An 18379-nucleotide genomic window follows, 5' to 3' on the forward strand; every position below is an offset into this window, starting at 1 on the left:
AGAGCCCAGTGACCAGTCAGCCCGGCTTCCAGGCCGAGGTGCACCAGAACCCGTACCTGCCGGCCGCCGGCACCGTGGTCGACGCCGTCGTGTCGGTGGCCGCGTCCGCGGTGGCCCGCCACGCCGCCGCCGGACCGCCGGACGCGGCCCAGGTCATCATGGTCGACTGCTCCGGCTCGATGGACGACCCACCCAGCAAGATGGCCGAGGCGAAGAAGGCGACCATCGCCGCCATCGAGAGCCTGCGCGACGGTGTCGCGTTCGCCGTCGTGGCCGGCCGGGACTACGCCGAGCTGGTGTACCCGCCGGCGCCGCCGCTGGTGCCGGCCAGCCGGCAGTCGCGCGTCGAGGCCCAGCACGCGGTCTCCCGACTCGGCGCCGGCGGCGGGACGGCCGTGGGCAGCTGGCTGCGGCTGACCAACAACCTCTTCACCGGCCACCCGGCCGAGGTCAAGCACGCCATCATGCTCACCGACGGCCGCAACGAGCACGAGACCCCCCGGGAACTGGCCACCGCGCTGCGCGGCTGCGAACGCCACTTCGTCTGCGACACCCGCGGCGTCGGCAGCGACTGGAGCGGCACCGAGCTACGCCTGGTCGCCTCCGCCCTGCTCGGCACCGCCGACGGCCTGGCCCACCCCGAGGAACTCGTCGCCGACTTCCGGCTGATGACCGAGACCGCGATGGGCAAAGCCCTGGGCGAGGTGACCCTGCGGCTGTGGACACCGGCCGGCTCCACCATCCGCTTCGTCAAGCAGGTCTTCCCCCACGTGGACGACCTGACCGGCCGCCGGAGCCCGGTCAGCCCACGGATCGGCGACTATCCCACCGGCGCCTGGGGCACCGAAAGCCGCGACTACCACATCTCCGTCGACCTACCGGCCGGCGCGACCGGCGAGGAACGGCTGGCCGCCCGGGTCAGCCTCGTCGACCACGACCAGGTGCTCGTCGAGTCGCGGGTCACCGCGACCTGGACCGCCGACCAGACGCTGTACACGAGGATCAACCCACGGGTCGCGCACTACACCGGCCAGGCCGAGCTCGCCACCGCCATCCAGGACGGGCTCGCCGCCCGCGCCGCCGGCGACGCCGCCACCGCGACGGCCAAGCTCGGCCGCGCCGTACACCTGGCGCACCTGACCGGCCACCACGAAACCGTCGAACTGCTCAGCCGCCTCGTCGACGTGATCGACCCACGCCACGGGACCGTGCGACTCCGCGACGACGCCACCGGCGTCGACGCCGAGCTGGCCAACGTGCGCTCCGTCAGGACCGTCCGAATCGGACACGGCTGACGGGTCATCCGGCCTCGACCTAATACGGCGTTGATGCCTCCGACCGGAAAACGACCGCGGACTTCAGCTCGAACCCCACGACCACCCGCTCGCCCACCAAGGCGGCGACGTCGTGGTGGCCGCTGACCGCGCGGATCCGTGTATCGCCCAGTTGCAGGATCCACTCCGTCACCTCGCCGGCGAAGACCTTGTCGTGGAGGGTCGCCGCCAAGGTCACGCCGTACCCGGCCATCGCCGCTGGAGTGCCGATGCTGATGTCACTCGCCCGCAGGAAGAGGTCGTACCTGCCCTCGGGCAGCCCGTGCCCGTCGGCGACCTGCGCGGGCAGTCCGTTGGCCAACCATCCCTCCCGCTTCCTCTCGAGGGCGACGCGGTTGTCGATGCCCAGGAAGTCCGCGACATAGGGCGACTTCGGCGATCGGAAGAGCTGCTCCGGTGTCCCGACCTGCGCCACCCTCCCGCGTTCGAGTACGACGACTCGGCTACCGAGCTGCATTGCCTCGGTCTGGTCATGTGTCACGTAGACACCGGTGAACCCGAGACTCCGATGCAGCTCACGGATCTGCTGGCGCAGCTGGACCCGCAGGCGGTAGTCCAGGTTCGACAAGGGCTCGTCGAAGAGGATGAGGCTCGGCTCGCCCACGAGCGCCCTCGCGAGGGCGACGCGCTGCTGCTGGCCCCCGCTGATCTGTGAGGGCAGCCGGTCACCGAGGTGCTCACATTCGACGAGGCTCAGCGCCTCGTGGGCGCGACGTCGCCGCTCCTCGCGGGGCAGGCGGCCGCGGTAGCGCAGGGGAAACTCGACGTTCTCCACCACCGACATGTGTGGCCAGAGCGCATAGTTCTGGAAGACCATCCCGAGATCGCGGCGGTGCGTCGGAACTTCGACCCGGTCGCCGAAGACCCGCTGATCCGCGATCGATATCTCGCCGCTGTCGGGACGCTCCAAGCCCGACAGGCAGCGGAGCAACGTCGTCTTCCCGCACCCGCTCGGGCCGAGGAGCACCAGCATCTCACCTGGCTCGATCGCGAGGCTGAGCTCGTCGATCGCGGGCACGTCGCCGCCGAAGGTCTTGCACAGTCGGGCGATCTCGACTCCGCTCATCTCCTAGGTCCTTTCCAGCGACCTGGTGCCGCCGATCAGCACCGCCGCGACGATTCCGATGGAGCTCACGACCACCATGAGCAGGGCTACGACGGCGATCTGGGGAGCGGTGCCGAAGTTCGTCGCGTCGTAGAGCAGCGCTCCCATCACCCGGCGCCCAGGCGAGGTGACCATGAGCGAGACGGCGAACTCGTGGACCACCATGATCACGACGAGGGAGGCGGCCACGCCGATCCCGGTGCGGGTCAACGGCAGGCCCACCCGCCAGGCGGTGGCCAGCGGGCCGGCCCCACCGACCCGGGCCGCTTCGGCGTACTCCGGCCCGACAGTCATCATCGCGCTCAGCTGCGGCCTGATGGCGTGCGGCACCATCAGGCTGACATAGGCGACCACGACCATGGCGGTCGTCCCGTACAGCCGGAAGGGAGGCTCGGTGTAGGTGAGCAGGAAGGCGAACCCGAGCAGCACCGCCGGCATGCTCAGGCTGACGCTGCTGAGCAGGTCGACGCCGCGCCGCGCCAGTCGGGGCGCACCGGAGCGACCGACCAGCGCGAGCGCGCACAGATAGCCCACCGGTACTACGATGACCACGGTGAACAGGACCGCCCAGCCCGTCGTGGCGATCGCCTCCTGGGTCGTCGGGTTCGACAGCGCGCGGTCCCAGTTGGCGAAGGTGAACGACGCGACGTCGATTCGACCGGACCAGTAGGGCACGAGCGACACCACGATCAGCGCGGCGAGCGGCAGCACCACCGCGACGCCGAGGTAGAGCGCCACCGGGATGAGCGCCCACCACGAGCTTCGGGTGCCGACCCGTCCCCCAGGACCCGACATGGCGACGAACCGGCGCTCGTCGCCGATCGCCCACCGCTGGCCGGCGACCACGAGGACACCGAAGAGCAGCAGCGGGACGGCGAGAACGGCCCCCATCGCGTAGTCGACCGGCGGCGCGCTGGCCACGCGGTACATCACCGTGCTGATCACCTCGATGTTGCGCGGCCCGCCCAGGAGCAGCGGCGTGGTGAACTGACCGAGCGCGAGCAGAAACACGATGCCGGTCGAGTAGGTCAGCGCCGGCCTGAGCAGCGGGAGCGTCACCCTCCTGAAGGTCTGCCACCCGTTCGCCCCGAAAGCCGACGCCGCCAGCTCCAGCTCGACGCCTCGCTGGCGGAGGCTCGCGCTGACGAACAGGTAGACGAACGAGGTCAGGGTGATCCCGGAGATCGCGATCATCCAGGTCATGCTGTAGATGTCGATCGGGCCCGTGTCGGCGGAGAAGAGGCCCGTCTCACGCAGCAGCCGGTTGATCACGCCGGTCCGCGGCGAGAGCAGGTAGGTCCAGCCGGCCACCTTGGCCACCGGGGGCAGCATCAGCGGCACCATCGGCAGGAAGGCCACGACCCCGCGCATCCGCGGCGGCGTCCGCTGCGCGACCCAGGCGAGCGCAGTCCCGCTCGGGACCGCGACGACCACCGTGCCGACCGCGAGCACCAGCGTGTTGACCAGCGCGCTGCCGAGGCCGGGGTAGTCCAGGGCCCGCCGGAAGGCGCCGGTGTCGGTCGCCATCTTCGCTTCGAGGTTGACCAGCGGCCACAGGATCAGCACGGCCATCAGCAGCACCAGGGCCCACCAGGCGATGCCTCGCCGGTTCTTGCGGGACGCCATGAGGACGGGACCTCAGCGACCCAGGCTCGGCAGGAACTGGCCGTCGTAGAAGGCGGACTGCTCGGGGGTCAGTACGCCGTCGGTCAGGTGGCTGTCCTCGGGGATCGAGGTCATGGTCGAGGGCACCTCGCCGAGCTCGGCCTTCTGGAGGGGCGTCCACGCGTTGCCCTCGCCGAAGAGCGCGACCTGACCCGCCGGCGACAGCAGCCAGTTGGCGAGCACCTGGGCGGCGTTCGGGCGGGCGGTGCCCACGATCCCGGTGTAGCCGCCGATGGCGATCGCCGGCTCCAGGGGTACGAACTCGATCGGCGCGCCCTGCTCGGCCAGCGCCTGGGTCGAGGACTGCGTCGCGTAGAAGCCGACGGCGATCTCGCCCGATCCGACATCGGTCGCCAGCGGCGTAGTCCCGTTCTCGTAGGCGCGCGGCCGCAGCGACGCCAACTGCTTGAGGGCGTCGGCGCCACCCATCTCCTGGGTCGCGTAGTACCACCACTGCTCGGCGGCCGGCGAGCCCTCCCCCGGGACGATGCCGATGTTCCGGCCCAGCGCGGGCTGCAGCAGGTCCTTGTACCCGGTGATGGGATCCGCCTTCAGCTCCTTGAGGCGGTCGGTGTTGACGGCGGCGCCCAGCGGCGTGGCGCCCGACATCACGTACTTGTCGCCGCCGAGCACGTACGACGGCTTCTCCGACCAGTACCTCGCGAGCGCCGGGCCCGTGATCTCGGGCAGCCGATCGACGTTGCTGTCCCACCAGCCCTTGGACGACGCCATCGCGACGTCGGCGCCGGTCGAGGTCGTCCCCTTCTCGGCGTCCAGCTTCGCGGTCAGTTGGCCGGACGCATAGTGGACGACGACCAGCTCGATGTCGGGGTAGTCCTTCGCGAAGGCCGGCGGCAGCGTCGTCGTCGCACCGTCGCTGGCGGTGTACAGCACCACCTTGCCCTCGGCGTTCGCCGCGTCGACGATCTGCTGCCACTCGGTCCCGCCACCGAGGTTCGGGTCGACGCCGCTCGTCGGTCCGGCACCGTCGGACTCCGAGCCGCACCCGGCGGTGAGAAGCGCCACGGCACAGAGCGCCGGCGCCAGAAGGAGGGTTGCCCGCTTGAGGATCACGCTGTTGCCCCTTAGCTCGCCCGACGTGCCATGTATGAGATATCAGATTCTGACCTTAGAGAGTCGCCGGGACGATGCGCAAGGTTCATCTTCCTGGGGGCGTTCGTTACCGAGCCCGGTGCCGGATGGCGGCGGCCTGGGCCTGCGGAGGCGGACCCGACCGGGGATCGGGCCGGGCGGCGCGCGCCGGCTCAGGCGGCCACGAGCATCGTGAGTGTCTCGGCCACGCAGGCCGGCTTCGGCTCCCCTTCGACCTCGACGGTGTACCGCAGCCCGACGCGTCGTCCAGCTGGCACCGTCTCGATGCTCTGCATCGTGACGTGCGCGCGAATCCGCTGCCCGGTCCTGACCGGACTCGGAAATCGGACCCGCTCCGTCCCGTAGTTGAGCCGAGCCCCAGGTATCTCGAACCGAACGACCTCGGCGCTGAGTGCGGGGATCAACGACAGGGTGAGGTAGCCATGGGCGATCGTCCCACCCAGTGGAGACGTCGACGCCCTCGCCAGGTCGACATGGATCCATTGACGATCGCCGGTTACGTCGGCGAACCGATTCACGCGCTCCTGATCGATCGTCAGCCAGCTGGAGACGCCCAGGTATTCACCCCGAGCGCTCTCGAGCTCACCGAAGTCCCGGAAGATTCTCAAAACGACTCCTGTTTCGGGAGGCAGCTGATCCTTCTTCGCCCGGATCCTCGCGATGCAGACGACAGCCGCGAGGGCGAGCGGTGCGACCACCAGAAACGTCTCTCCGAACGCCGCACCGAAGGCGTCGCCGTACGCCCTCCGCACGGTCTCGTGAAGCTCGGCGAGCTCCGGGATCGCCCCCTTGACGGGCACCGGACCGGTCACCTCGCTCGGGTCGACGTCGGCGAGCGCGTCGGTGAGATGGGCGCTGGTCCGCTCGGCCAGGACCGCGCCCATGACGCACACCCCGACCGCACCGCCCATCGAGCGGAAGAAGCTGACCAGGCCACTGGCCGCTCCGACCTGCGGCAGTTCGACGTTGTTCTGCACGGCGACGATGAGGTTCTGGGCGGTGACCCCGAGGCCGAGTCCCAGTACGAACAGGTACGCCGCCACCAGGCCGAGCGGCGTGGATGCGCGGACGGTCCCGAGGAGGAGTAGGCCCGCCAGTACAAGGACTGCCCCGCCCACGAGCCACGACTTCCAGCGACCGGTCACGCCGATCGCGCGCCCGGACGCCACGCTCGCCACGCCGAGCGCCCCTACCGCGAAGACGGTCATCAACCCGGAAGCCGTCGCACTCATCCCGCGAGCGAGCTGGAAGTACTGCGTTGGATAGAGCGACGAGGCGAACATCGCGGTGCCCATGAAGGCCGCGCCGCTCGTGGCAAGAAGCACTGTGCGGTCGCGGAACAACCGCAAGGGCAAGACCGGGTCGACGGCGCGCCGGAGCTCGAACACGATGGCCGCGCCACCGCTGAGCCCGCCCGCGACCAGGATCAGGGCGCTCACCAAGGAAAACCAGGCGAACTCGTGACCGGCCAGGCTCAGCCAGATGAGCAGGAGCGACGCGCTCACCACGACGAGCGTGGAACCGACCAGGTCCAAGTGGACCGGGCGCCGCACCGTCGGCAGTCGCAGACTGGTGTGGAGCAGCGCTACCGCCGCGGCGGCGATGGGCAGGCTGATGACGAAGCAGCCTCGCCACCCCACCGGCGAGTCCACGACAAGACCGCCGATGAACGGACCCGAGGCCGTCGCGATCGCGTAGACGGCACCGAAGTAGCCGGCGTAACGCCCGCGCTGGGAGGGCGGTGCGATCCAAGCGACCGCGACCTGGGTGAGCGCGACTATCCCCCCGGCACCAAGGCCCTGGATGACGCGGGCGGTCAGCAGCACTTGCATGTTCGGCGCCAGAGTGCCGACGACCGCGCCGGCACAGTAGATGGCGATCGCCGTCTGGAGCAGACCACGCTTGTCGAACAGGTCGCTCAGCTTCCCCCAGACCGGCGTGGCCACGGTCATCGCCAGGAGCGTCCCCACGACGACCCAGGTGTAGCCGGTCTGGGTGCCGTCCAGGTCGGCGACGATCCTCGGGAGAGCGTTCATCACGATGGTGCTCGGCAGCATCGAAACGAAGAGCGCGAGCATCAGGCCCAGGAACGCCAGCCTGTGGCGGCTTCCCGCGGCCGGTGGGTCCGCCCGACGCAGGCTCACGCGATCGTCATGCCCCCGTCAACTGGCAGCGTCTGGCCGGTGATGTAGCCCGCCGCCGCGGAGGCCAGGAAGACGACCGTGGCAGCCAGCTCGGCCGGGTCGCCCATGCGGCCGGCGGGGATCCGCGCCTGCTGCGACTCCAGGTAGCCGGGCGGGTACTGGTCGGTCATCTCCGAGGCGAAGAACCCCGGCGCGATCGCGTTGACCCGGATGCCCTTGCGCCCGGTCCACTGCTGGGCCAGGTCGCGGGTCATCCCGATCAGGCCCGCCTTCGAGGAGGTGTACGCCGCCTGGGGCAGCCCGGCCGTCGTGAGGCCGAGGACCGAGGCGATGTTGATGATGCTCGACCCCGCCCGCATCACGCGGCCGCAGGCCTGCGCCATCCAGTAGCAGCCGTTGAGGTTGACGTCGATCACCTGCCGGAACTGGTCCGGCGTCTCGCGCGTCGCGGGCACGGCGGTGCCGACACCGGCGTTGTTCACGAGGACGTCGACGTGACCGAACTCCTCCATCGCGAGCGCGACCAGCTTGCGGCAGGCGTCGGGGTCGGCGACGTCGGTCTCGGCACAGCGGGCCCGCCGTCCGGTCGCCTCGACGAGCGCGGCCGTCTCGGCCAGCCGGTCGACGCGCCGGGCACCGAGGACGACGTCGGCTCCGGCCTCCGCGAGACCCTGGGCGAACGCGACCCCGAGGCCGCTGGAGGCGCCGGTGACGACGGCGACCTTCCCGTCGAGACGGAACAGTTCCGGGACAGGCATCAGGGCCTCTTCCGTGGCGGCGGTCTGCGGACGGCTCGCGGCAGGGCGTCGCGGGCGAGTTCGAGGAAGCGAGGCACGGCTTCACCGGCCGTGTCGAAACCGGGGCCGCTGCCGACGCCGGACCGCCTCCGGTGGTCGATGCCTGCCGCGATAGCCGCGATCTTGAAGTTGGCGAGGGCCAGATGGAAGTCCCAGTGCGCGAGCTCACGACCTCCGGCTCCGGCGTACATCTCGGCCAGGCGGTCCGGGGCGGGCAGCCGGTCGCTGGTCCACGCGCTCGGGCCGCCGGTGATGAGGTCGAACGCCGGGTCCCGGTACGCACACATCATGGCGACGTCGGAAACCGGGTCCCCGATCGTCGAAAGCTCCCAGTCGACCACGGCCGCCACATCGGTATCGCGGACCAGCGTGTTGTCGATGCGGTAGTCGCCGTGCACGACCGTGCTGACCAACTGCTCCGGCACCCGGCGGCCCAGGCCGCGAATGACCTCTTCGGCGAGGGGCAGGTGCTCGGCGCTCCCGGTGAGGGTCCACTGTCCGGTCCAGCGCCGCAGCTGGCGGGCCGCGTACCCGTCGGGACGCCCGAAACTCGCCAGTCCGACAGCGCGATGGTCGACCCGGTGGAGCGCAACCAGCGAACCGAGCATGCTGGCCACGACCCGACCGACCTCCGGATCACCAAGCTCGGCCAGCTCGTCCCGGGTCCGCAGCGCGCGGCCCTCGACGAACGCGCTCACCGCGAAGGGGCCACCCAGGAGCTCCTCGTCGACGTGGAGCAGAACGGCCTCGGCCACCGGGACGTCAGAACCCCGGAGCGCCGCCGTCACCCGGTGCTCCCGCGCGACGTCGTGTGCCGAGGGTGTTCGGCCCGCTCTCGGTGGCGTCCGCAGCACCCAGCGGCGCACGCCGTCGGTGATCCGGTACGTCAGGTTGGACCGGCCACCGGAGATGAGCGCCGCGTCGAGCTGACCGACCGGCTGGTGGCCGGCCAGAGTGAGCGCCGCCGCCACACCGGCAAGCTCGCGGGCGGAGAGGGCTGCCGCGGCGTCCACGGTCACAAGCCCCCGACCCGCTGGATCGCCCGCCGCGCGATCGCCCAGCGGTGCACCTCGGACGGACCGTCGTAGATGCGGAAGGGCCGGAGCTCGCGGGCGACCTTGGCGACCGGCAGCTCGCTCGAGACACCCAAGCCGCCGCAGAGCTGCATGGCACGGTCGACCACCCGGTTCAAGGCCTCGGCGGCAAAGGTCTTCGCGATCGAGGTGCTCCTGGCCGCACGGCCGCCCCCGTCCAGCTCCCGGCAGGCCTCGAAGAGCAGGGCGCGGGTGGCGGCCAGGTCGATCTCGCTGTCGGCGATCAACTGCTGGACCATCCCGAGGTCCGCGAGTCGCCCATCGAACGCCCGCCTTCCCGCGACGTGCTGGATCGCGATCTCGTGGGCTCGCCGCGCGGCACCGGTCCACCGCATCACGTGGGTCATCCGCGCGGGTCCGAGCCGCACCTGCGCGTAGCGGAACCCCTCGTCGACCTCGCCCAGAACGTCGTCGTCCGGGACCATGACGTCGGTGAACGTGACCTCGCAGTGACCGCCGAGCATTGCGCGGTCGATGGTCCCGATGTGCCGGTTCACCTCGATTCCAGCGCGATCCGCCGGCGCGAGCAGCATCGTGGCCCCGCCTGGGTCACCCAGCTCACCGCTGGTCCGAGCCATGATGATGTAGAACCCCGCCCCGTCCGCGCCCGTGATGAACCACTTGCGTCCGTTGACCAACCACCCCCCGGAGACTCGCGTGGCGGTCGTGGCGAGCAGCGAGGGATCCGAGCCCGCGCCCGGCGCCGGCTCGGTCATCGCGAAGGCGCTTCGCAGGTCGCCTCGCACGAGCGGGCGGAGGAACCGCTCGCGCTGCCCCGGCGTCGCCACGCGGTCGAGGAGATGGACGTTGCCTTCGTCCGGCGCGTTGACGTTCAACGCCATCGCGCCGAACAGTGAGCGGCCCGCGGCCTCGAAAACGGGCGCGCGGTCGACCATGCCCAGGCCGAGGCCGCCGAGGTCTCGGGGGCCGTGCGGGGACAGCAGTCCGCGTTCACGCGCACGGGCCTGTAGCCGGACGCGCAGCGACTCCCCGCCGGCTGCTTCGACGTCGCCGTCGTGCTCGTCGTCAACGGGGAGGACGTGCTCGGCGATGAACTCCACGACCTCGGTGACCAAATCTCGCTCGGACACGGGCGGAATGGTAGCCACGCCGGACGGTGGCTCGTACGGTCCTCGGTCCGCTCCGCTGAACAAGTCGCTCGACCGGACCGCTGGAACCAGCGAGTCTCGCCACCATGACTGTGAACGGTGGCGGGGCGACGTACGCGCCGTTCGATCTGACCGGCAAGGTCGCGCTGATCACCGGAGGCAACGGCGGCATCGGCCTCGGCATGGCCGAGGGGCTCGCTCGTGCGGGCGCCGCGGTCGCCATCTGGGGGCGGGACGCCACGAAGCTCGACAAAGCCGCGGGACGGCTGTCCCAGTACGGCGCCGAGGTGCACGCCGCCGTGGTCGACGTGAGCGACGCCGGCGCCGTGGCGTCCGCCGTCGACGCCACGGTCCGATCCCTCGGCCGGATCGACTCGGTCTTCGCGAACGCGGGCGTGGGTGGTCGCACCAGGTTCCTGGATCTCGACGCCGCCGAGCTGCACCGGGTGCTGGCGATCGACCTCGATGGCGCTCTGTGGACACTGCGCGAGGCGGCGCGGCACATGGTCGCGCGTGCCGAGGCCGGCGATCCAGGCGGCTCGCTCGTGACCACGTCGAGCGTCTCCGCCGTCCGCGGTGCGCCCACGCTCCAGTCGTACGCCGCCGCGAAGGGCGCGCTCGTCTCGGTCACGAAGGGGCTCGCGGCCGAGTTCGGGCGGCACGGCATCCGGGCGAACACGATCATCCCCGGCTGGATCCGCACCGAGATGACCGAGGGCAGCTTCGAGCGGCCGGAAGTGCGGGAGGCGATCCTCAAGCGCGTGCCGATCCGGCGCTGGGGCACGAGCGAGGACTTCGCCGGCGTCGCCGTCTACCTCGCGTCCGACGCATCGGCGTACCACACCGGCGACACCTTGGTCGTCGACGGCGGTTACACGACGTCCTGAGGAGGGACGCCAACCATGGAGGAGCAGATGAACGAGGAACGAACCGACCCCGCGGCCGGCGGCCCGGTTCTCGTGGTCGGGGCGACCGGGAAGCAGGGCGGAGCCACCGCACGGGCACTCCTGGCCGCCGGGGTCCCGGTCCGTGCCCTGGTGCGCGACGCTGACTCCGAGCGCGCGAAGGCGCTCGTTGAGCTCGGGGCGAGCCTGGCGGTGGGCGACCTCTACGACGCGGAGTCACTCGTGCGGCCGTGCACCGGGGTGCGGGCGGTCTTCTCGGTGCTCAGCCCGGACATGGCGAACCCCGGGGCCGATGCCGAGCGGACCCACGCGCGCAACCTCGTCCCGGTGGCCGCGGCGGCAGGGGTGCCCCACTTCGTCCAGACGTCGGTGTCAGGCGCCGGCCACCACCTGGCGGCGCCCGGATGGGACGAGGGTCGCTGGCACCGCTCGTACAGCGATCAGGTGCCGCCGATCAGTGAGTACTGGGCCAGCAAGGAAGAGGTCAACGACCTGGTCCGGAAGGCGGGCTTCGCGGCCTGGACCATCCTCTACCCTTCCACGTTCATGGAGATGTTCCGCCGCCCGTCGGTGTACTTCGAGGGGCGGACGGGCAATCGCCTGTTGGCGGCTGTCGACCCCGAGACGACCTACGCCCTCGTGACGGTCGAGGACATCGGCCGCGCGGCCGCCGCCGCCATCATGGACCCCGACCGGTTCGACGGCGTCGAGCTCCAGCTGGCGGGTGACGTCCTCACCTTCGACCAGATCGCCGAGGTGCTGTCGCGCGCCTGGGGCGAGCGGATCCTCCCGCCCGAGCTTCCGATGACGGCGCGGGAGGCGCTGGCCAAGGGAATGGTCGCGCCGATCGTGCAGGCGAGCGAGTGGAACCGCGACGTGGGCCAGCCCGCCACCCCGGAGCAGCTCAGGTCCTTCGGGGTCGAGCCGCTGAGTCTCGAGGCGTGGGCGCGGGCCTGCTCCCCGGGCCGATGAGCCCCGAGGAGCGGGTCGAGGCCCTGACCCACCGCCTCCTGGCAGACCACCCCCCGGCGGCCACCGACCGCGCGCGCTTCCTCGCCGCCCAGTACGACGCGGGGCTCACCTGGGTACACCACCCCGTCGGCCACGGTGGGATCGGCGTCGAGCGTGACCTCCAGCGAAGAGTGTTCGAACTGCTCACCTCCGCCGGTGCGCCGAACCTCCAGGTCGAGAGCAGGCTGGCGTACTCGATGGGCGCGCCCAGCGTGGTCGCGTGGGGTACGGCCGAGCAGCGGGAACGCTATCTGCGGGCCATCGCGACCGGGGAACGCTGGTGTCAGCTGTTCTCCGAGCCCGGGGCGGGCTCCGACCTCGCCGCCATCGACACCCGCGCGGTGCGCGAGAACGGCGGCTGGCGGGTGACCGGGCAGAAGGTCTGGACATCCATGGCCACCTCCTCCCAGCGGGGCATGTTGCTCGCGCGGACCGACCCGGCCCAGCCCAAGCACCGCGGACTCACCTACTTCGTGCTCGACCTGACGGCCCCTGGTGTCGAGATCCGGCCCCTGCGCCAGATCACCGGCGAAGCGGAGTTCAGCGAGGTGTACCTGACCGACGTCTGGATCCCCGATGCCGACCGGCTCGGTCCGGTCGACGCGGGCTGGAAGGTCGCGATGTCGACGCTCATGAACGAGCGCGACATGTTCGGCACGAAGGCGACTGAGAGCGGCCCTGTCGAGCTCGCGCTCGCCCTGTACCGCGAGAGAGCTGGCGACGATCCGGCTCTCCGGTCGCGGATGGCGCGGTTGTGGCTGCGCGGCCACGTGCTCCGCCTGTACGCCGCGCGCGCTGCCAGGCGGGCGGGCGGGGCGCCCGGTCCGGAAAGCTCGGTGAGCAAGGTCGGGTTCGCCGAGCTGAACAAGGCCGGCTACGAGCTCTGCCTCGACCTGCTCGGCGACGAAGCGCTGCTCTACGACACCTACGAGCCCAGCGGGGGCGCGTCCCGGGACCCACGTCGCCTCTTCCTGCGCTCCCGGGCCAACTCCATCGAAGGTGGGACGACAGAGATCATGCGCAACATTCTCGCCGAGCGCGTGCTCGGCCTGCCCGCCGAGCCGAGGGTCGACAAGGACCTTCCCTACTCCTCGCTCCGGCGTGGCTAGTCCGGCTACGACGGCGCCGACCGTGGACGAGCCAGCGGAGCTCCGCGACCTCCGCTCGACCTTGCGGCGGATGCTGGCGAAGAGTGCACCCGAGTCGGTCGTGCGCCAGCACCTGGAGTCCGCGGACGGCTTCGACCGTGCGACCTGGCAGCGGCTGGCCACCGAGATCGGGGTCCACGGGCTGGCCATCGCCGAGGAGTACGGCGGGGCCGGCTGCGGGCTGCGCGAGCTGGTGGTCGTGGGTGAGGAGTTCGGCCGCACGCTCTGCCCGGGGCCGTTCCTGTCGACCGTCCTGCTGAGCGCCACCCTCGTGGCGAGGTCCGAGGACAGGATCGCCATGAGGGCCGTCCTACCGGGGATCGCCGACGGGACGCTGGTGTGCACCGTCGCCCTACCAGGGCACGGGTCCGGGTGGGACGCCGCGGAGACGACCGTGACCGCGGCGCCGGACGGCGAAGCGTGGCGGTTGACCGGGACGATCCCCCACGTCCTCGACGGCCTGGCCGCGGACCTCCTCCTGGTACCGGCCCGCCATGACGATCTCGTCTCGGTCTTCACGGTCACTCCAGACGCACGGTCCACCTCGGTGGAGCCGGTGCTCGCGATGGACCAGACCAGACGGTTCGCCCGGGTCGGCCTGGCCTCGGCCCCTGCCACGCTGGTTGGCCGGCCCGGGGCGGCGCACGAGCTGGTCGCCGAGGCCACGACGATCGCCGCCGTCGGGCTGGCTGCCGATCAGGTGGGCGGCGCGCGACGGATGCTCGAAGTCACGACGGAGTACGCGCTGACCCGCTACCAGTTCGGCCGCCCTATCGGCTCCTTCCAGGCGGTGAAGCACGCGCTCGCCGACATGCTGATCGGCACCGAACTCGCCCGCGCGGCGCTCGACGACGCCGTCCGTGCGGTCGACGAGGGTGCACCGGACCTGGCCACCGCGGTGAGCGCCGCCAAGGTCGTGTGTTCCGAGACCTACTACGACGTCGCGGCAGCCGCCATACAACTGCACGGAGGGCTCGGCTTCACCTGGGAGCACGGTGCTCACCTGTATTTCAAGCGCGCGACGGCTGACCGGATCCTGCTCGGCTCGCCGGCGCACCACACGGAGCGCCTGGCCGCCGCGCTCGGCCTGTGAGTGGATCGCCGCTACCGCGGGAACGGGGCGCGCGGAAGCTCAAGGCCTCGGCCGGTCAGCGCCGCCGCGAACTGGTCTGCCAACCCGGCCGCGCTCGACGCGTGGTCGAGGTGGATGGTGCCGAATCGCTGGGCCAGTTCCTCGTACACGGCGTCGAGCTGCTCGGCCCGGGATCGGTGCCACCGCGCACGGCGGCCGACGCTGGTCGTCAGCAGAACGGCACCGCGCCGGGTGAGCACCCACGCGCAGTGGGTCAGGTGGGAACGGATCTCGGACAGGTCCCAGTCTCGCCGCCCCAGGTCGCCGAGCACCGCGTCCATCGCCACCACGTGCGGCCGGTGGGCGACCGCCACCCGAAGCTGCACCCGCCGGACGTCGTACGCCGTGGCGCCAGCGGTCGACGCGTCGCACCAGGAGACGTCGTGGACCGCCGCCATCACGCCCCCCAGCACCTGTGGCCAGCCGCCAGACCTCGGCGCGAGCAGTCGTCGGCCCGTCCGGTCCCCGATGACGGCGAACCGGACATAGCACCGTTCGGCGCCGGTCGGCAGCCTCCGCCGGGCAGCCCCGATCGTGGTGCCAGTCGGCCGAGAGTCCATCTCAGTCATGTCCACCAACTCCCTGACGTCGTGGCGGGCGTCACACCCGGTCGTCGTCAGCCTCACCGGTCCGGACCCCCCTGCCATGCGCGGTTCTACCTACATGCCTACCTAGGTTTTCCGGCTACAATCCGGGCGATGGGTCAGTCCACCCACCGCTCCGACGGTGGTGTGTTGCCCGCAGAGGTGACGACCTTCGTGGGCCGCAGGCATGAGTTGGGCGAGGCGAGAAAGCTGCTCTCGTCCTCACGGCTGGTGACCCTCACCGGGCCCGGTGGCGTCGGCAAGACCCGCCTCGCGTTGCGCATCGCCGCCCAAGCCCGGCGCGCGTTCCCGGACGGCGTCGTGCTGGTCGAGCTGGCCGAGGTGCGGAGCGCGGAGCTCGTGCCGCACGCCGTCGCCCTCGCTCTCGGCTTCCGCGACGAGCCCTCCGGCTGGACCGCCGAGACCCTGGCCGAGCGGCTCGCGCAGCGGCACCTCCTGCTGGTCCTGGACAACTGCGAGCACCTCATCGTGCCGTGCGCCCTGCTGGTCCGGCGGATCCTCGCGCACGATCCCGAGGTCCACGTCCTGACCACGAGTCGCGAGGCGATGAAGATCGGCGGCGAGCACACCTACGCGGTCCCGCCGCTCCCGGTCCCGACCTGGGAGGTCGGCTCCCGGGCGGCTGACCTGGTGCGGTACGACGGAGTCCAGCTGTTTCTCGACCGGGCCCGCGCCCGACTGCCGGGCTTCGTCATGACCGAGACGAACGCACCGCACGTGGCCCAGATCTGCCAACGTCTCGACGGGATCCCGCTGGCGATCGAGCTGGCCGCCGACCGGGTGCGCGCCCTTCCGGTCGAGCAGATCAACGCCCGGCTCAGCTCCAGGCTCCGGCTCCTGACCACCGGTGACCGGAGCGCGTCGGCACGTCACCAGACCCTGCTCGCGTCGATCGCGTGGAGCTACGACCTGTGCGCCAAGCCCGAGCAGCTCCTGTGGGCGCGCCTGTCGGTGTTCCCGAGCAGCTTCGTCGTCTCCACGGTCGAGTCGGTCTGCGCCGGCAGTGGTCTGGCCGCCGACGACGTCGTCGACCTACTGACCGATCTGGTCGAGAAGTCGATCCTCGTCCGGGAGGACGACGCCGGCCCCGAGGCGAGATATCGGATGCTCGGGGCCATCCGCGAGTTCGGGCACGATCGGCTCGTCGAGTCCGGCGACCTCCACGCCGTCCGGGAGCGCCTCGTCGAGTGGTGCTCGAGGCTTGCGACCGGGTACCGCGAGGGCTGGTTCGGTCCCGGTCAGCGTGAGTGGTCGGACCGCCTGCGCACCGAGCACCAGACCGTCGCGTCCGCACTGCGCTTCGCGCTCGACGGCCGGGAGCCGGCGCAGGCCATGAGCATCGCGTCCGACCTCAACCTGTACTGGGTGACGGCTGGCCTGATGTCGGAGGGCAGGCACTGGCTCAGGCGCGGCGTCGAGGAGTCCGAGCCGGGGACTCCGGGGCGCGCCACGGCGCAGCGCTGGCTCGCGTACTTCTCCTTCTACCTGGGCGACGTGGGCGTCGTACCTCGGCTGCTCGCCGATGCTCGGGCCGAGCTCGGACCCACGCCGAGCCCCGCGGACCTCGCGTACCTGTACTTCGTCGAGGGGATGGCCGCGCTCACCGACAGCGACCCACATGGGGCACAGGCTCCGCTCGACGAAGCGCTCCGCCTGTTCGCGTTGTGCGACGAGGTCGTCGGAAGAGCGCACGTCCTCCTCGGCTACGGCGTCACGCGGTGGCTGTGCGGGGATCTCGCCTCGGCGCAGGATCTGCTCCTGGAGTGCCTGTTCCTCACCGGCCAGCACGTCGAGAGCACGCTGCACTCGAGCGCACTCATGAACCTGGGCATGGTCATCTGGGATGCGGGTGAGGCGGCGGCAGCCGAGGCCATGGTGCTCGAAGCCCTCCGGCTCAAGGTGAACGACGAGGAAGAGCTCGGTCAGGCCATGTGCCTGGACGCGCTTGCCTGGTTCAGCGTCGCCGACGACCCGCGCCGCGGGGCGACCCTGGCCGGGTGTGCCGAGGCGGCGTGGCGGCGCAGCGGGTCCTCCATCGAGAGCGTGGGCGCGCTGCGCAAGTTTCGCGACGCCTCGCTCGAACAGCTGCGGGCCCGGCTCCCCGGACCCGTGCTCGCCTCCCTCATGGCGGCCGGTGCCGAGCTGTCGCCGACGCAGGCCCGCGACTACGCCATGCGCGTCCAGGACGGTGGCGACGGGCAGAAGGACCAGGCAGAGATGTTCCTGCCGCTGACCAAGCGCGAGTGGCAGGTCGCCCAGCGGGTCGCCGAGGGTCTGGGCAACCGGCAGATCGCGGGCCGGCTCGCGATCTCACCGCGCACGGTCGACGCCCACGTGGCCCACATCCTCGAAAAGCTCGCCTTCGGCAGCCGCACCCAGGTGGCCGCCTGGGTGATCGAACGCCTCCGCGGGGCACGAGCCTGACGGTCGACGCGACCGGTGCTGACCCGAGGTCAGACTCGCCCGCGCTTGTGACATACGCTGTATAGCGCATGACACGTGGAATCTGGAGGTAGGCGTTCGATGATCGAGCGGCCGGACAACCTGACCGACCTCGTCTTCGCGGCGATCCGACGGCGACTCGTCGAGGCGAGCCTGCCGCCGGGCAGCTCGGTCAGCGAGGCGATGCTCTCCAAGGACCTGCAGGTCAGCAAGACCCCGGTCCGCGAGGCTCTGCTGCAGCTGCGCCACATCGGCCTGGTCGAGTCGACCGGACGTGGCCTTCGCGTCGTCGTTCCGACCGCCCGGATCATCCGTGATGCGTTCGAGATGCGGGCGGGCCTGGAGGCTGCCGCGGCGCGGTACGCCGCCGCTCGCGCCACCCGCGAGCAGAAGGCCGAGCTCGTGCGGCTCGCGCAGGCCTCCGTCGAGGTGGCGGACGACTTCGAGGCCTTCCGCGAAGCGGACACCACGTTTCACCTGGCGATCGCGGCCGCCGCCGACAACGCGATGCTGCACAAGGCGGTGGGGGATGCGGTGGTGCTCACCCAGGTCCTGCGCCAGCGAGACGTCCACCTCGTGCGTGACTTCGGTCCGGACGGAAAGGAGCACGCCAGCATCGCGCGGGCCCTCAAGTCCGGCGACGGGGCCACGGCCGCGGACCGGCTCTCCGGTCACATCCTGCGGATCATGGAGCAGCTGCTGCAGGCCTTCGCGCAGGAGGCGGAGGGTGCGGCCGAGCTCCGCCCCTCAGGACTGCGCTCTCTGGTCTGAGCGC

15 protein-coding genes are annotated in these 18379 nt (G+C 71.1%); 7 read left to right on the plus strand and 8 right to left on the minus strand.

Annotation, left to right across the window (positions count from 1 at the left end):
• Positions 1–8 precede the first annotated feature (8 nt).
• Entirely contained in the window at positions 9–1295 is a 1287-nt protein-coding gene (locus tag RB614_RS11845) for a VWA domain-containing protein (RefSeq protein WP_308712488.1), read from the plus strand.
• Between the two features lie 19 nt (positions 1296–1314).
• On the opposite strand, the gene RB614_RS11850 is transcribed toward RB614_RS11845, so the two are convergent.
• The 7 genes from RB614_RS11850 to RB614_RS11880 form a co-directional block, all read right to left on the minus strand.
• The gene (locus tag RB614_RS11850) at positions 1315–2400 is read right to left on the minus strand and encodes an ABC transporter ATP-binding protein (protein ID WP_308712489.1); all 1086 of its coding nucleotides are present in this window, start codon (positions 2398–2400) and stop codon (positions 1315–1317) included.
• Positions 2401–2403: 3 nt separating this feature from the next.
• Positions 2404–4065: an ABC transporter permease gene (locus RB614_RS11855; protein ID WP_308712490.1), complete on the minus strand. Its 1662-nt coding sequence runs from the start codon at positions 4063–4065 to the stop codon at positions 2404–2406.
• Between the two features lie 12 nt (positions 4066–4077).
• Positions 4078–5130: an ABC transporter substrate-binding protein gene (locus RB614_RS11860; protein ID WP_308712491.1), complete on the minus strand. Its 1053-nt coding sequence runs from the start codon at positions 5128–5130 to the stop codon at positions 4078–4080.
• Positions 5131–5369: 239 nt separating this feature from the next.
• Positions 5370–7295, minus strand: coding sequence for an MFS transporter (locus RB614_RS11865; protein ID WP_308712581.1), 1926 nt, complete (start codon positions 7293–7295; stop codon positions 5370–5372).
• Between the two features lie 62 nt (positions 7296–7357).
• Positions 7358–8119, minus strand: a complete 762-nt coding sequence (locus tag RB614_RS11870) for an SDR family NAD(P)-dependent oxidoreductase (protein ID WP_308712492.1) — start codon at positions 8117–8119, stop codon at positions 7358–7360.
• Positions 8119–9171 carry a phosphotransferase family protein gene (locus tag RB614_RS11875; protein ID WP_308712493.1) on the minus strand — a complete coding sequence of 351 codons (1053 nt, stop codon included), beginning with the start codon at positions 9169–9171 and terminating at the stop codon, positions 8119–8121. Before RB614_RS11875 ends, RB614_RS11870 begins: the two co-directional genes overlap by 1 nt.
• 2 nt (positions 9172–9173) lie before the next feature.
• Positions 9174–10343, minus strand: a complete 1170-nt coding sequence (locus RB614_RS11880) for an acyl-CoA dehydrogenase family protein (protein WP_308712494.1) — start codon at positions 10341–10343, stop codon at positions 9174–9176.
• Positions 10344–10447: 104 nt separating this feature from the next.
• On the opposite strand from RB614_RS11880, the gene RB614_RS11885 reads away from it, so the two are divergent.
• From RB614_RS11885 to RB614_RS11900, 4 genes are read left to right on the plus strand one after another with little or no spacing between them, the layout of a single operon-like run.
• Positions 10448–11248 carry an SDR family NAD(P)-dependent oxidoreductase gene (locus RB614_RS11885; RefSeq protein WP_308712495.1) on the plus strand — a complete coding sequence of 267 codons (801 nt, stop codon included), beginning with the start codon at positions 10448–10450 and terminating at the stop codon, positions 11246–11248.
• 27 nt (positions 11249–11275) lie between these two features.
• Positions 11276–12238 carry an NmrA family NAD(P)-binding protein gene (locus RB614_RS11890; RefSeq protein ID WP_308712496.1) on the plus strand — a complete coding sequence of 321 codons (963 nt, stop codon included), beginning with the start codon at positions 11276–11278 and terminating at the stop codon, positions 12236–12238.
• The gene (locus tag RB614_RS11895) at positions 12208–13386 is read left to right on the plus strand and encodes an acyl-CoA dehydrogenase family protein (RefSeq protein WP_308712497.1); all 1179 of its coding nucleotides are present in this window, start codon (positions 12208–12210) and stop codon (positions 13384–13386) included. The genes RB614_RS11890 and RB614_RS11895 overlap by 31 nt, the downstream gene beginning before the upstream one ends.
• 22 nt (positions 13387–13408) lie before the next feature.
• Complete coding sequence (locus RB614_RS11900) at positions 13409–14518, plus strand: acyl-CoA dehydrogenase family protein (RefSeq protein WP_308712498.1); 1110 nt, start codon at positions 13409–13411, stop codon at positions 14516–14518.
• A gap of 11 nt (positions 14519–14529) precedes the next feature.
• On the opposite strand, the gene RB614_RS11905 is transcribed toward RB614_RS11900, so the two are convergent.
• Positions 14530–14958: an SGNH/GDSL hydrolase family protein gene (locus tag RB614_RS11905; protein ID WP_308712499.1), complete on the minus strand. Its 429-nt coding sequence runs from the start codon at positions 14956–14958 to the stop codon at positions 14530–14532.
• A gap of 297 nt (positions 14959–15255) precedes the next feature.
• Between RB614_RS11905 and RB614_RS11910 the strand changes: the two genes are divergently transcribed.
• Positions 15256–17586 (plus strand): ATP-binding protein, encoded by a 2331-nt coding sequence (locus RB614_RS11910; protein ID WP_308712500.1) that lies wholly within the window; start codon positions 15256–15258, stop codon positions 17584–17586.
• A 99-nt stretch (positions 17587–17685) separates the two neighbouring features.
• A complete protein-coding gene (locus tag RB614_RS11915; RefSeq protein ID WP_308712501.1) occupies positions 17686–18375 on the plus strand; it encodes a GntR family transcriptional regulator in 690 nt (229 codons plus the stop codon).
• Positions 18376–18379: the final 4 nt, after the last annotated feature.

It is taken from the genome of Phytohabitans maris (genome assembly GCF_031085175.1).
GTDB lineage: Bacteria > Actinomycetota > Actinomycetes > Mycobacteriales > Micromonosporaceae > Phytohabitans > Phytohabitans maris.